This window comes from Mycobacterium sp. (genome assembly GCF_035274705.1).
GTDB lineage: Bacteria > Actinomycetota > Actinomycetes > Mycobacteriales > Mycobacteriaceae > Mycobacterium.
In genome coordinates, this window is the sequence record NZ_DATENY010000119.1 from 1 (window position 1) to 14716 (window position 14716).

11 protein-coding genes are annotated in these 14716 nt (G+C 65.7%); 3 read left to right on the forward strand and 8 right to left on the reverse strand.

Annotated elements, in window-relative coordinates; genetic code table 11:
- On the reverse strand, nucleotides 1-924 hold a 924-nt coding region (locus VJV41_RS24930), incomplete at its 3' end, for an FAD-binding oxidoreductase (RefSeq protein ID WP_325338463.1).
- 32 nt (nucleotides 925-956) lie between these two features.
- On the opposite strand from VJV41_RS24930, the gene VJV41_RS24935 reads away from it, so the two are divergent.
- The 3 genes from VJV41_RS24935 (at nucleotide 957) to VJV41_RS24945 (ending at nucleotide 4955) form a co-directional block, all read left to right on the forward strand.
- Nucleotides 957-1532: a TetR/AcrR family transcriptional regulator gene (locus VJV41_RS24935; RefSeq protein ID WP_325338286.1), complete on the forward strand. Its 576-nt coding sequence runs from the start codon at nucleotides 957-959 to the stop codon at nucleotides 1530-1532.
- Nucleotides 1529-3067: a glycerol-3-phosphate dehydrogenase/oxidase gene (locus VJV41_RS24940; RefSeq protein WP_325338288.1), complete on the forward strand. Its 1539-nt coding sequence runs from the start codon at nucleotides 1529-1531 to the stop codon at nucleotides 3065-3067. Before VJV41_RS24935 ends, VJV41_RS24940 begins: the two co-directional genes overlap by 4 nt.
- Before the next feature lie 64 nt (nucleotides 3068-3131).
- Complete coding sequence (locus tag VJV41_RS24945) at nucleotides 3132-4955, forward strand: amino acid permease (protein WP_325338290.1); 1824 nt, start codon at nucleotides 3132-3134, stop codon at nucleotides 4953-4955.
- Nucleotides 4956-4964: 9 nt separating this feature from the next.
- On the opposite strand, the gene VJV41_RS24950 is transcribed toward VJV41_RS24945, so the two are convergent.
- The 7 genes from VJV41_RS24950 to aceE form a co-directional block, all read right to left on the reverse strand.
- Nucleotides 4965-6386 carry an acyl-CoA carboxylase subunit beta gene (locus VJV41_RS24950; protein ID WP_325338292.1) on the reverse strand — a complete coding sequence of 474 codons (1422 nt, stop codon included), beginning with the start codon at nucleotides 6384-6386 and terminating at the stop codon, nucleotides 4965-4967.
- Nucleotides 6387-6442: 56 nt separating this feature from the next.
- Nucleotides 6443-7696 carry a 3-oxoacyl-ACP synthase KasB gene (kasB, locus tag VJV41_RS24955; RefSeq protein WP_325338293.1) on the reverse strand — a complete coding sequence of 418 codons (1254 nt, stop codon included), beginning with the start codon at nucleotides 7694-7696 and terminating at the stop codon, nucleotides 6443-6445.
- 24 nt (nucleotides 7697-7720) lie between these two features.
- Complete coding sequence (gene kasA / locus VJV41_RS24960; protein ID WP_325338295.1) at nucleotides 7721-8971, reverse strand: 3-oxoacyl-ACP synthase KasA; 1251 nt, start codon at nucleotides 8969-8971, stop codon at nucleotides 7721-7723.
- Nucleotides 8968-9270: a meromycolate extension acyl carrier protein AcpM gene (gene acpM / locus VJV41_RS24965; RefSeq protein WP_325338297.1), complete on the reverse strand. Its 303-nt coding sequence runs from the start codon at nucleotides 9268-9270 to the stop codon at nucleotides 8968-8970. Before acpM ends, kasA begins: the two co-directional genes overlap by 4 nt.
- 73 nt (nucleotides 9271-9343) lie before the next feature.
- On the reverse strand, nucleotides 9344-10261 hold the full coding sequence (locus VJV41_RS24970; RefSeq protein WP_325338299.1) for an ACP S-malonyltransferase: 918 nt from the start codon (nucleotides 10259-10261) through the stop codon (nucleotides 9344-9346).
- Between the two features lie 148 nt (nucleotides 10262-10409).
- On the reverse strand, nucleotides 10410-11675 hold the full coding sequence (locus tag VJV41_RS24975; protein ID WP_325338301.1) for a PucR family transcriptional regulator: 1266 nt from the start codon (nucleotides 11673-11675) through the stop codon (nucleotides 10410-10412).
- A gap of 71 nt (nucleotides 11676-11746) precedes the next feature.
- Nucleotides 11747-14536 carry a pyruvate dehydrogenase (acetyl-transferring), homodimeric type gene (gene aceE / locus VJV41_RS24980; RefSeq protein WP_325338303.1) on the reverse strand — a complete coding sequence of 930 codons (2790 nt, stop codon included), beginning with the start codon at nucleotides 14534-14536 and terminating at the stop codon, nucleotides 11747-11749.
- Nucleotides 14537-14716 lie beyond the last annotated feature (180 nt).

Sequence of the window (14716 nt, forward strand, 5' to 3'; positions counted from 1 at the left end):
GACGACGGTCGGGCCTGTGCCGGTCTGCGTGATGGTGCGCAACGCGTCGGCGCCCGTGGCGAAGTCTCCGAACGACCACGCCTCGTAGCGGGTGGCCGCCGGAATCGGGTGTACCCGCACCCGCACGCGCGTGATGATTCCGAACACGCCCTCGGAGCCGATCAGCAGTTGGCGTAGATCCGGCCCGGCGGCGGACTCCGGCGCGCGCCCGAGGGTCAGCATGCCGGCCGGTGTCACCGCGCGTAGGCCGCGGACCATGTCGTTGAATCGCCCGTAACCCGCGGAATCCTGGCCAGATGACCGTGTGGCGGCAAAGCCGCCGATCGTCGCGAAGCAGAAGCTCTGCGGGAAGTGGCCGAGCGAAAATCCACGCTCGCCGAGCAGTCGTTCGGCGTCCGGACCGGTCAGCCCGGCGCCCAGCTCGGCCTCCCATGACACCTCGTCGAGCGAATGGAGTTGGTTGAGCCGCCGCAGGTCCAGTGAGATGACGGCCTTGAAGTCGCCGCGCAGCGGGTCAAGACCGCCGACCACACTGGTGCCGCCGCCGAACGGAACGACGGCGATGCTCTTGCGCCCGCAGTACTGCAGGATCGCGGCTATTTCTTCTTCGTCAGCGGCCAGCAGCACCGCGTCGGGCGCATCCTGTACGCCGGAATCCTTGCGGCGTAACAGATCCAGGGTCGACTTTCCACCAGCGCGCAGCAGCCGGGCATTGTCGTCGACGCCGCAGTACTCGGGCCCGACGATCGCGGCCAGGCCCTCGCGATCAGTGTCGGACAGCGCCGACGGCCGCAGCCTCACCTGCTCGGGCTCCAACTCCGCGGTGGTTGAATCCTCGACGCCCAGCGCCTGCCGCAAAAGCGAGCGGATTCCCTCGGACAGGGGTTTTGCCTCAGCTGGGTCGCCCCATGCGTTCCATTTCATATCCGGACGCGTCATGAGTTACAGTATTACACATGTCGTCAACTCGTAACTCCAAGCCGGTCGAGGCTCGGATCCTCGATGCTGCCGCGGCGTGCGTGCTGGCGAATGGGGTGGAACGGATGACGCTGACCGATATTGCGCGACGCGCCCGGGTCAGTCGTCCGACCATCTACCGCCGCTGGCCCGATATCCGCCATGTGGTCGCCGATTTGCTGACTGCGCGCATCGCCGGCGTTCTCGATGAGGTACCGACCAACGGTGTCGGACGCGAAGCGATGGTCAAGCGCATCGTCGTGGTCGCCGAACGTCTGCGCGGCGACGAGGTCGTCATGTCGGTGCTGCACAACGCCCCGAGTATGGCGATGGTGTACATCACCGAGCGGCTCGGCACCAGCCAGCAGATTCTCATCGACGCACTGGCCCACGCAATCAAGCTCGGGCAGGACGAGGGCAGCGTCCGGGCAGGCGATCCCCGTCAGCTCGCGGCGATGTGCCTGCTGATCACCCAGTCGGCGATCCAGTCCGCCCAGATGGTCGCGCCGATCCTCGATGCCAATGAGCTGGCCGTCGAACTCGCGCACTCGCTGAACGGATACCTCAAGCCGTGACGGGCTCGACGGCGCTCAACGAATCCCGCCGCGCGGCCGATCTCGCCGCGCTGGCCGACGGCGAAACGCTCGACGTGATCGTGGTCGGCGGCGGCATCACCGGCACAGGCATCGCGTTGGATGCCGCAACCCGCGGCCTGCGCGTCGCGCTGGTGGAAAAGCACGACCTGGCGTTCGGCACCAGCCGCTGGAGCTCGAAGCTGGTGCACGGCGGCCTGCGGTACCTGGCGACCGGCAACGTCGGCATTGCCAGGCGAAGCGCCGTGGAACGCGGAATCTTGATGACGCGCAACGCTCCTCACCTCGTGAGGGCCATGCCGCAGCTGGTTCCGTTGCTGCCGTCGATGAGCCGGGGCAGCCGTGCCTTGGTGCGTGGCGGGTTCTTGGCCGGCGACGCGCTGCGCCGGCTGGCCGGCACGCCCGCATCGACATTGCCGCGCTCGTGCCGGGTCGGCGCCGAGCGTGCGATCGAGCTCGCACCAACGGTGCGTCGCGACGGTCTCGACGGCGCGTATCTGGCCTATGACGGGCAGCTGATCGACGACGCTCGGCTGGTCACCGCGGTGGCACGCACGGCGGCTCAGCACGGCGCCCGCATCCTGACCCGCGTCGCCGCGTCGAACGCGACACGCACCACAGTGACGCTGACGGATCGGCGCTCCGGCGAGTCGTTCGACGTGTCGGCCCGCGCGGTGATCAACGCCACCGGTGTATGGGCGGCCGACGTCGATACATCGATTCGGGTGCGGCCAAGCCGCGGAACGCATCTCGTGTTCGACGCCAGTGTGTTCGGCAATCCGATTGCGGCGCTCACCATTCCGATTCCCGGCGAGATCAACCGCTTCGTGTTCGCGATGCCCGAGCAGCTCGGCCGCGTGTATCTCGGCCTCACCGACGAGGACGCCCCTGGCCCGATTCCCGATGTGCCGCAGCCTACTTCGGAGGAGATTGCCTTCCTGCTGGACACGGTGAATACGGCGCTGGACGTCGCGCTCAGGCCGACCGACGTGATTGGCACGTACGCCGGGCTGCGCCCGCTGATCGACACCGGCGCTGGGCGAACCGCCGACGTGTCACGTGAGCACGCGGTCGTCGAGTCCCCGTCCGGGGTGATCAGCGTGATCGGCGGCAAACTCACCGAATACCGGTACATGGCAGAGGATGTCCTCGACCGCGCCGTGCAGTTGCGCGGCCTGGCGGCGTCGGCATGCCGTACCCGCAACCTGCCGCTCGTGGGTGCCCCGTCGAATCCCGTTGCGGCGCTGCGCTCACCGGTCGAACTGCCGTCGTCACTGGTTGCGCGCTTCGGTGCGGAGGCGCCGAACGTGATCGCCAAGGCAAGCTGCGAGCGGCCGACCGATCCGGTGGCTGACGGTATCGATGTCACCCGCGCCGAATTCGAGTACGCGGTGACCCATGAGGGCGCGCTCACCGTCGACGACATCGTGGACCGCCGGACCCGCATCGGGCTCGTCGAGTCAGACCGCGCCGCAGGGGTGGCCGCGGCGGAGGAGATGCTCACTCGAGTTTCTTGATGGCGGAATAACTGCGGCCGAAAGTGGGCAATCACTGTCCACCAAACGAAGGCCGGAGGGCGCCATGACCGCGACACCAACCCTGAAGAAAGCACTCAACCAGCGCCAATTGAGGATGATCGCGATCGGTGGCGTCATCGGCGCCGGTCTGTTCGTCGGCTCGGGGGTCGTCATTCATGACACCGGACCCGGTTCGTTCATCACGTACGCGATGGCCGGCGTCTTGATCATCATGGTCATGCGCATGCTGGCCGAAATGGCCGTCGCGAATCCGTCCACCGGATCGTTCGCCGATTACTCGCGTGACGCGCTGGGCAACTGGGCCGGCTTCTCGGTGGGCTGGCTGTACTGGTACTTCTGGGTGATCGTCGTCGGGTTCGAGGCGATCGCCGGGGCGAAGATCGTGCAGTACTGGATCCATGTCCCGCTCTGGTTGTGCGCATTGGTCTTCATGATCTTGATGACCGCGACCAATCTGTTCTCCGTATCGTCTTACGGCGAGTTCGAATTCTGGTTCGCCGGCATCAAGGTCGCGGCGATCCTCGTGTTCATCGGGCTCGGCACCCTGTTCGTCCTCGGTCTGTGGCCGCACAAGTCGATCGATTTCTCCAACCTCACGGCCCATGGCGGATTCACGCCGATGGGCTTCGGTGCGATCACGGTCGGCATCGTGACTGTGATCTTTTCTATGGTGGGTGCCGAGATCGTCACCATCGCCGCCGCGGAATCGTCAGATCCGGAGCGAGCGGTGTCCAAGGCCGCCAACTCGGTGATCCTGCGGATCCTTATCTTCTACGTCGGAGCGGTGTTCCTGCTGGTGGCGATCCTGCCGTGGAACGACAAGGGGCTTTCCGCGTCTCCGTTCGTCTCGGCGTTCACCAACATGGGCATCCCATACGCCGACCACGTGATGAACGCGGTGGTGCTGACAGCGGTCCTCAGCTGCCTCAACTCGGGCATGTACACCGCTTCACGGATGCTGTTTGTCCTCGCGGCCCGGCGCGAGGCGCCATCGGCGCTCGTCCGGGTGACCCGGCGAGGAGTGCCGGCCACGGCGATTCTGGCCTCCTCGATCGTCGGTTTTCTGTGTGTCATCGCGGCAGCGGTATCCCCGGACGCGATCTTCGCGTTCCTGCTGAATTCCAGCGGGGCGATCATTCTGTTCGTCTATCTGCTGATCGCCATCTCGCAGATCGTGCTGCGGTACCGGACGCCCGATTCGCAACTGCGGGTGAAAATGTGGCTGTTCCCGGTGCTGTCGATTCTGACTGCCGCAGGCATTCTGGCGATCCTCGTGCAGATGTACATCCAGAAGGATCTGCGGTCGCAACTGGAGCTGAGCCTGTTGTCCTGGGCGGTTGTGCTGGTGCTGTTTTTCCTCAACAAGTGGTTTGTGAATCGCCGCCCCGAGGCGGAGGAAGCCGCGGTCACCGTGCCGCCTCACCGTGTCCTGGTGATGGCCAACGAGACCGCCAACTCCGACGAGCTTCTCGATGAGCTTCGCCGCATCGGGGCTGGCAAAGACGCCACATATTACGTGGTCGTACCGACCAGTCCTATCGAGACCGGAGTCGCGGCCACCCACGGCCCGCTCGATCTGTGGGAGGCCACCCAGCGGGCGGCGCAAGCCAGGCTCGACTACACCTTGGACACGTTGCGATCGGAGAACCTCGAGGCTGACGGCGCAGTGGGGGATCAGCGACCTCTGCGCGCCCTCGCCGAGGCCGTCGACTCGTTCCATCCCGACCAGATCGTGATCGCAACGCTGCCGCCCGAATACTCGGTCTGGCACCGCTTCGAGGTCGTGGACCGCGCACGCGCTGCATACGACGTGCCGGTCACGCACGTGGTGGCGACCCCGGCAGAGGTCGCGCACACCATGCGCTGAACGCCTGAATTACAGCGGGATGTTCTTGTGACGGCCGCGGCGCTGAGGGGCCTCGGCCAACGCCTGAGTCAGCTTGCTGCGCGTGTGCGCCGGATCGATCTTCTCGTCGACGACACCGATCTCGATGGCGGAATCCACGCCACCGGCGATCCTTTCGTGCTCAGCAGCCAGCTCATCGTGCAGCGCGTCACGCTCGTGGTCGGGCGCGGCGGCCAACTTCTTCTTGTGCAGGATGCCGACCGCGGCCTTGGCGCCCATCACCGCGACCTCGGCATCCGGCCACGCGAACACCTTGGTGGCGTTGAGGGAGCGCGAGTTCATCGCGATGTAGGCACCGCCGTAGATCTTCCGTGTCACCAGCGTTACCCGCGGCACGGTGGCCTCACCGAACGCGTGCAGCAGCTTGGCACCGCGGCGCACGACGCCGCCCCACTCCTGATCGACGCCGGGTAGGTATCCCGGCACGTCGACGATGACCACCAGAGGAATCCCGAACGCGTCGCACAGCCGCACGAAACGCGCCGCCTTCTCCGCACTTTCGGAGTTCAGGCAGCCGCCGAGCCGCAGCGGGTTGTTGGCGATCACGCCGACCGTCCGGCCCGACAGCCGACCAAGGCCGACGACGATCGACGGAGCCCACTTGCCCTGGAACTCTTCGAAGGGCGCGTCGTCGTCGAGCAGCGCCTCGACGATCGGGTGTACGTCGTAGGCGCGACGCGACGAATCCGGCAGCAATGCGTGCAGATCGGTGTCTCCCGACTCGGCCTTGCTGCGGTCGAAATGGCCCTGCTGGCAGAACAATCCGACCAGACGGCGACCGCGGTCATAGGCGTCGAGTTCGTCGTCGGCGACGATGTGGCACACACCGGACTTCTTGTGATGGGTGTCCGGGCCGCCGAGCGACGCCATATCGACGTCCTCGCCGGTGACACTGCGAACGATGTCGGGTCCGGTGACGAACACCCGGCCCTCCTGCGCCATCACAACGACGTCGGTGAGGGCAGGCCCGTAGGCGGCGCCACCCGCGGCGAAGCCGACCACCACCGAGATCTGCGGTACATAGCCGGACGCGCGGATCATGGCCTCGAACACCAAACCGACCGCGTGCAACGCCTTGACGCCCTCGGCCAACCGCGCACCACCGGAGTGCCAGATGCCCACGATGGGGCTCTGCTCCTCGATCGCGGTGTCGTAGGCGTTGACGATGTGCGCGCAGCCTTCGGTACCCATGGCGCCGCCCATCACGGTGCCGTCGGTGCAGAACGCAATGGTGCGCACGCCGTTGACGGTGCCGGCCGCGGCCAGTACGCCCGAGCGGTCACGCTCGTGCAGCAGCTCGACGCTGCCGTCGTCGAAGAACGTGTTCAGGCGCAATAGCGGATCGCGTGGATCGAGCGATTCGCCGACGGCCTCGGGAGCCATGATCGTCATAGAAACCTCCTGTAGCCGGTCGGATGTCGGCTTGCGCCGTCGAGAAATCCTGTGTGTCAGTACTTCCCGAAGGCGAGCGCGACGTTGTGCCCACCGAATCCGAACGAGTTGTTGATGGCGTACTGGTAATTGCCCGACCGCGGCTCCCCGGCCACCACGTCCAGATCGATCTCCGGATCGAGGTTTTTCAGGTTCAGCGTCGGCGGAATGATGCCGTCCCGCAACGCCATTACGGTCAGGATGGACTCCACCGCACCGACCGCTCCGACCGAATGGCCGAGCGCCGCCTTGGGTGCGTACACCGCCGGCTTGTGGCCGCCCATCGCGTTGTTGATTGCCTTGCCTTCGGCCACATCGCCGACGCTGGTGCCAGTGGCATGCGCGTTGACGTGGTCGATGTCTGTGGGCTGCAGACCGGCAAGCTGGATTGCCCGCGTCATCGCGTGCCCGGCTTGTTCGCCGTTGGGGTCAGGCGCCACGATGTGGTAGCCGTCCGAGGTGATGCTCGCACCCATCAGCCTCGCGTAAATGGTCGCACCGCGAGCCTTGGCGTGCTCCTCGGTCTCGATGACCAACAGCGCAGCGCCCTCGCCGAATACGAATCCGTTGCGGTCCTTGTCGAACGGGCGGCACGCCCCGGCGGGGTCATCGTTGGTGTTGGACAGCACGATTCGCATCTGCGCGAACCCCGCGATCGGCACCGCCTCGATCTTTGTCTCCACGCCGCCGCAGATCGCGACGTCGGCCTCGCCGAGCACGATCTGCCGCCAAGCCTGCGCGATGCCCTCGGAGCCGGATGCGCAGGCCGAGACCGGGGTGCTGACCCCGGCCCGCGCCTTGCGCTCCAGCCCGACCGCGGCGGCCGCCGCGTTCGGCATGTACATCTGCACCGCGAGCGGTGACACGGCACGCAGACCCTTGGCCCGCATGCCGTCGTAGGCGTACACGAGTTCCTCCGTCGAGCCCATCCCGGTGCCGATCGAGACCATCAAGCGCCTCGGATCCACCTCGGGCGAACCCGCGTTCTCCCACACCCTCCGACTGAGAATCGTGGACATCTTCTGCAGATACGAGAGTCGGCGCAGTTCAACGCGCGTCAGCTCATGGTCGAAATCTTCGAGAAGATGCCCGCCGATGCGGACCGGAAGGTCGTACTGCTTGACGAACGGGTCCTCCAGTCTGCGGATCCCGCTCTGTCCGTCGAGCAGCTTCTTCCAGGTGTTGTCCGCGTCGGTTGCCAGTGCAGTCGTCATCGCATAACCCGTGACGACAACATTTGGGAAACCGTTCCCCGTAGCCAACCCCGCCATTACTGCTCCGAAAATTCCTCTCGCTCAGTAACGCCCGAACGCCAGGGCGACATTGTGTCCACCGAAACCGAACGAGTTGTTGATGGCGTACTGGTATTCGCCATATCGAGGCTCGCCCGCGACGATATCGAGATCGATATCGGGGTCAGGGGTTTCATAGTTGAGTGTCGGCGGAATGACACCGTCACGCAGCGACAGCACCGTCAGCAGCGATTCGAGAGCACCGACCGCACCGATGGAATGGCCGAGCGCCGACTTCGGCGCATACACCGCGGCGTGCTCCACTCCGGCGACCCGAATCGCATTGGCCTCGGCGACGTCACCGATCGAGGTGGCCGTCGCGTGGGCATTGACGTGCTGGATGTCCTTGGGGGACAAGCCTGCCGTCTCGATCGCACGCTTCATCGCGTGGCCGGCCCGCAGACCGTTCGGATCTGGTGCCACCATGTGGTAGGCGTCCGACGTGATGCCGGCACCCAACAGCCGAGCCAACGGCTTGGCGCCGCGAGCCTTGGCGTGTTCCTCGGTCTCGAGGATCATCATGGCGCCGGCCTCGCCGAACACGAACCCGTCGCGGTTCTTGTCGAACGGCCGTGACGCACCTTCGGGGTTCTCGTTGTTGGTCGACATGGCGCGCATCATCGAGAACGCCGCAATCGGCAGGGCCTCGATGCCGCCCTCCACGCCACCGCAAACGGCGAAGTCAGCGTCACCCATCACGATCTGACGCCAAGCGTGGGCGATGGCCTCCGAACCCGACGAGCAGGCCGACACCGGGGTGATGACCCCGGCACGCGCTCCGAGTTGAAGACCGACGACCGCGGCTGCGCCGTTGGGCATGATCATCTGCACGGCGAGAGGCGACACCTTGCGGGGGCCGCCCTCGTTCATCGCGTCGTAGGTTTCGACGATCTTCTCGCCGCCACCGAGACCGGTGCCGATGACCACTGCGAAGCGATCCGGGTCGACCTCGGGCGTACCCGCGGCCTCCCATAGCTGGCCGGAGAGGTGCTTGGCCATCCGCTGGACATACGACATGCGTCGCATGTCCAGACGGGTCATCTGATCGTCGATGGACTCCTTGAGGTGTCCACCGATGCGGACGGGCAGGTCCCATTTGGTGACGAAATCGTCCTCGAGGACGTGGATGCCGCTTTCACCGGCCAGCAGACCCTTCCACGTGCTCTCGATGTCTGGCGCGATCGACGTCGTCGCCGTGACAGCGGTGACTACGACGCTCGGAAAGCCGCCGTTAGCAGTGGAAGGTTTGGTCATGCTCGGTCCGATTCAATCTGCGCGCGGATGGCCGCGGCGGCCTCGGGGTTCTCTTCCTCGAGCTTCTGGATGTAGTTCACGACGTCACCAACGGTGCGCAGACCGGCCAGGTCCTCGTCGGGAATCTTCACGCCGTACTTGTCCTCGGTCTGCACGGCGATCTCCACCATCGACAGCGAGTCGATGTCCAGGTCGTCGACGAACGACTTCTCGGGGGTGACCTCCGACGGCTCGATACCGGTGACCTCTTCGATGATCTCGGCGAGACCGGTGATGATTTCTTCCTGAGTGGCGGGCACAATGGCTCCTTCTAATTGGGTTGATACTGCGGAAATTACGTTTGTTATGCGGTTGTCTGGCTAGGCGCCCCTGCTATAGCGCAGCAAGCCCGTCCAGGTCAGCGGGGGACTTGACGGCGTGCGTCGGCACCCCCCGAAGTTCACGTTTGGCGATCCCGGCCAGGGTTCCCGCGGGCGGGAACTCGACGATCGCCGTCACATTGTTTGCACGCATGGTCTCGGTGCACAGATCCCAGCGCACCGGGCGGGTCAGTTGCGCGACCAGCTTGCTCATGGCGTCGGCGGCCGATGCCACGGGTTGTCCGTCGGCATTGCTCAGCAGCGTGGCGTTCGGCGGCAAGGATTCAGCCGTCGTGACCTTTTGAACTGCACTGGCATACCCGTCGGTGGCCGAGGCCATGAAGTGGGTGTGGAATGCGCCCGCGGTGGCCAGCTGCCGGACCCGGGCCTTGGCCGGTGGATCCTCTGCCAGCTTTTCCAGCGCGGACAGCGCACCGGCGGCAACGATTTGACCGGCGGCGTTGCGGTTGGCAGGCACCAGGTCGAGCGCCTCGAGACGGGCGAGCACCTCGGCCTCGTCGCCACCCAGCACCGCGGACATACCCGTCGGCTCCAGCGCACAAGCCTTGGCCATCTCGGAACCGCGCGTGGCCGCCAGCTTGACGGCATTGTCGGCCGAGATCACGCCGGCAATCGCGTACGCGGCGATCTCACCGACAGAATGGCCGGCGACGATGGTCTCGGCACCGCCGAGCAGGCCACGCTTCGTCAGCTCCTCGTGGGCCAGCAGCGTCGCGGCCACGACCAGCGGTTGCGTCACGGCCGTATCGGTGATCTCCTCGGCCGTGGCGGTGGTGCCCAGACGGGCGAGGTCCAGGCCGCTGATCTCCGACCAGGCAGCCAGGCGGTCGGCAGCACCAGGCAGCTCAAGCCACTCGGTGAGCATGCCGGGAGTCTGGGAGCCCTGTCCGGGCGCGAGCAATGCAAGCACGTCTCTAAGAGAACACTGTGAAGACGGTTTTGCGCGGTGTAAGAGATTATGAACCTTGTCTTATGTTTTTGTGGGTAGTCCACAAAACGACATGTGATGGGACTCCATCGATACCGGCTCGCAACCTGTTACATCGCGCGATGCACACCTAGGGCCGGGGTTCGGTCGACGGAACCGGTCCGCCCTGGGCGTTTGACGTGCTGGAGAGGTGCGCCTGTCGGCCGAGCCGGCCTACCGTCGCCGCGACGCGCAGCACGTATGCGTCGCGCGGAAGGGTCGGATCGCGGCCGGTGAAGTCGGCGATCCGTTTGAGCCGGTAGCGGACCGTGTTTGGATGAACGAACAATTTGCGAGCACAGGCCTCTATCGCGCCTCCTGAGTCCAGGTAAGCGTCGAGTGTCTCGGTCAACGCCGGTCCAGCGTCCGCCAACGGTCGCATCACCTCCGCCTCGAGCCCCGCGATCGCCGTCGCATCGCCCAGCAGCGCCCGTTCGGGCAGCAATTCCCGCGCCGACACCGGCCGCGGCGCCCCAGTCCAGCCCGCGACGGCGTTCATTCCCGCGATCGCTTCGGTGGCGCTGATGTAAGCCGCGCCCAACGTCGGCGCTGTCGGCCCGATCACCACCGGCCCGTCGGCGAAGACCGTGAGTAGTTCGGTGAGGAACCGGTCGGTCGGCGAGAGCGGGCCCGAGATGATGGCCACCAGCCATGTGCCGTGCACATCCGATAAGGCGCCGCGCCCGTTGCGGTCGACGACGTCGTGGACGTCGTCGCTGGCGAGGTCGATTCGATCGGGTTGGGGCAGCCCGACGACCACGGTGGCGGGCGCGGTGGCATCCCAGTTCAGTGCCGCGGCCTGGGACTGCAACTCCGGACCGGTGTCACCGCGGACCACGGCGTCGACGACGTTGGCCTCCATCCGCGTGTCCCACGCGCCGCGGGCCTCAGCCTGGTCGGCGTAGGCGGTGGCCGCGGCGAACGCCAAATCCCGGCTGTAGCGCAGGATTCCGGCCGTCAGCGCGGTCAGCTGCTCCTCCGAGCGCGCCAGCAACGGCACCACTTCCTCGAAGAACTCCATGGTGGTCCGCACCATCTCGACGGATTGCCTCAGCGCGATGCGCCGCCGCAGGTCCTGCGGAACCACCTCGAAGGCCTGCGCCGTGTAGCCGACGTCGCTCCGCGGGTCGCGCATCCACTCGACGAAGTTGACCACCGCGGTCTGCACGACGAGTTGCACGCTGGCCCGCTGCGACGCCTCGAGGGCGGCGAAGAACGGCAGCCGCTCCTCCAGGGCGCGCACCGCTTGGGTGGCCAATGTGCCCGAGTACTGCTTCAACCGGCGCAGCACCGAGTCGGGCACGGTCTCCAGCACCTCGACCGTGGACTTCGGCGGGATGTACCGATTGTCGACCATCCCTAAAATCTACGCGACTACGCTGTGGGATTCCTATAAAGCTAAGCCACTCCGGGGTCTGATGTCGTGGCCTAAGCCACTCCGGGGTCGGATGTCTGCTCGGGCGCCGCCATCACGTCGTCGATCTTGTACTTGTTGGCCGCGTCGACGGCCACCGACTTGTCGATGTTTCCGTCCCGGGCCAGGCCCTCGAGCACGGCGACTGCGATGGATTCGGCGTCGGTGTTGTAGTAGCGACGCGCCGCCGGGCGCGTGTCGGAGAATCCGAACCCGTCGGTGCCTAGCGTGATGTAGGTGCCGGGGACCCAAGGCCTGATCTGCTCCGGCACGGCCCGCATCCAGTCCGATACCGCGACGACCGGGCCGGCGGCGTCGGCGAGCGCCTTGGTGATGTACGGAGTGCCCGCGGGGCGTTCGGGGTGGCGCAGTTGCTCCTTTTCGATCGCCACACCGTCGCGGTTGAGCTCACCCCAGCTGGTCACCGACCACACGTCGGCCGCCACGTCCCATTCGTCGGCCAGCAGTTCGGCGGCCTTCAGCGCGGACGGCATGGCCACGCCGGAGACCAGGATCTGTGCGACGTTCGACCGCCGCTCCGGCGCAGGCCGGTAGCGATAGATGCCGCGCAGCAAGCCCTCCACGTCCAGCCCCTCAGGCTCGGCGGGCTGCACATAGGGCTCGTTGTAGATCGTCATATAGAAGTAGACGTTCTCCGGGTTCTCGCCGTACATGCGGTGCAAGCCGCTTTCGACGATGTAGGCGATTTCGAAGGCGAACGCCGGGTCGTAGGCGACAACGGCGGGGTTGGTCGCGGCCAGCAGGAGCGAATGCCCGTCGGCGTGCTGTAGGCCTTCACCGACCAGCGTCGTGCGCCCGGCGGTGGCGCCGAGAACGAAGCCGCGGGCCATCTGGTCGGCGGCCGCCCAGAACCCGTCGCCGGTGCGCTGGAAGCCGAACATCGAGTAGAAGATGTAGAGCGGGATCATCGGCTCGTTGTGCGTGGAGTACGCCGTACCCGCGGCCGTGAACGAGGCCGTCGACCCCGCCTCGTTGATGCCCTCGTGCAGGATCTGGCCGACTTCGCTTTCCTTGTACGCCAACATCAATTCGGCGTCCACGGAGGTGTAAAGCTGGCCGAGACGGTTGTAGATCTTGAGGTTCGGGAACCACGAGTCCATGCCGAACGTACGGGCTTCGTCGGGGATGATGGGCACTATTCGGTACCCAATCTCCTTGTCGCGCAACAGTTCTTTAAATGTGCGCACGGTGGCCATCGTGGTGGCCACCTCCTGAGTGCCCGAGCCTTTCTTGAGGGCCTTGTAGGCGTCGCGGCCAGGCAGCGTCAGCGCCTTGGATTTGGTGCGCCGCTCGGGCACGAAACCGCCGAGCGCGCGCCGGCGTTCGAGCATGTACCGAATCTCCGGCGCCTCCGGGCCGGGGTGGTAGTACGGCGGCAGGTATGGATTCTGCTCGATCTGCTCGTCGCTGATCGGGATGCGGATGGCGTCGCGGAAGTACTTGAGGTCTTCTATCGCAAGCTTTTTCATCTGATGCGTGGCGTTGCGGCCCTGGAAGTGAGCACCCAGTGAATAGCCCTTGATGGTCTTGGCGAGGATGACCGTCGGCTGGCCCTTGTGTTCTATTGCCGCGCGGTAGGCGGCATACACCTTGCGGTAGTCATGGCCGCCGCGCTTGAGGTTCCAGATCTCGGTGTCGGACATGTTCTGCACCAGCGCCTTGGTGCGCGGGTCACGACCGAAGAAGTGATCGCGCACGTAGGCGCCGTCGTTGGCCTTGTACGTCTGGTAGTCCCCGTCGGGCGTGGTGTTCATCAAGTTCACCAGCGCGCCGTCGCGGTCGGCGTGCAGGAGCGCATCCCACTCGCGGCCCCACACCACCTTGATGACATTCCAGCCGGCGCCGCGGAAGAACGACTCCAACTCCTGGATGATCTTGCCGTTGCCGCGCACCGGGCCGTCGAGGCGCTGCAGGTTGCAGTTGACGACGAAAGTGAGGTTGTCGAGGCCCTCGTTGGCGGCCACCTGAATCAGCCCGCGGCTTTCCGGCTCGTCCATCTCGCCGTCGCCGAGGAACGCCCATACGTGCTGATCGGAGGTGTCCTTGATCCCGCGGTCATGCAGGTAGTGGTTGAACCGGGCCTGGTAGATCGCGTTCATCGGGCCAAGGCCCATCGACACGGTGGGGAATTCCCAGAAATCCGGCATCAGCCGAGGGTGGGGGTACGACGGAAGACCGCCGCCAGGGTGGCTGTGCTCCTGGCGGAAGCCATCAAGTTGCTCTGCGCTGAGTCGCCCTTCTAAGAATGCGCGCGCGTAGATTCCAGGTGAGGCATGGCCCTGGATGAACACCTGGTCGCCGCCGCCCGGATGAGCCTTGCCGCGGAAGAAGTGATTGAAACCGACCTCGTACAGCGCCGCCGAGGACGCGTACGTCGAAATATGGCCTCCCACACCGACTCCCGGCCGCTGCGCGCGGTGCACCATGATCGCGGCGTTCCACCGGATCCACGCCCGGTATCGCCGCTCGACGTCCTCATCACCGGGGAACCACGGCTCCAACTCGGTTGGAATGGTGTTGACGTAGTCGGTTGACGTGAGCGCGGGGATGGCCACGCGCTGTTCGCCGGAACGCTCCAGCAGCCGCAACATCAGATACCGCGCTCGCGCAGGGCCGGAGCGCTCGAGCAACTCATCGAACGACTCGAGCCATTCGGCGGTCTCTTCGGGATCGATGTCCGGCAGGTATGACGCGACGCCTTCCCGAATGACCCGAACCCGGTCGGGTTCGGCTGTGGTGCTGGAGTTTTGGGCCAGGTCTTGGCGCACGAACTCGGTGGTCAACTTCCGCTCCTTGTTAGGCGGTATAGGTGCGTACGCGATCGGCGTAGCGGCCTCCATACTTCTCTCATCCTGCCCCACTCGCACCGTCGGGGGTGGCCAGTGGAATGAACCCGCGATTGAGTGAACAAACCGGTAACGTCTGCAGACCGTGCTGATCGCGGGGCTGGGTGGCAAGCGGCT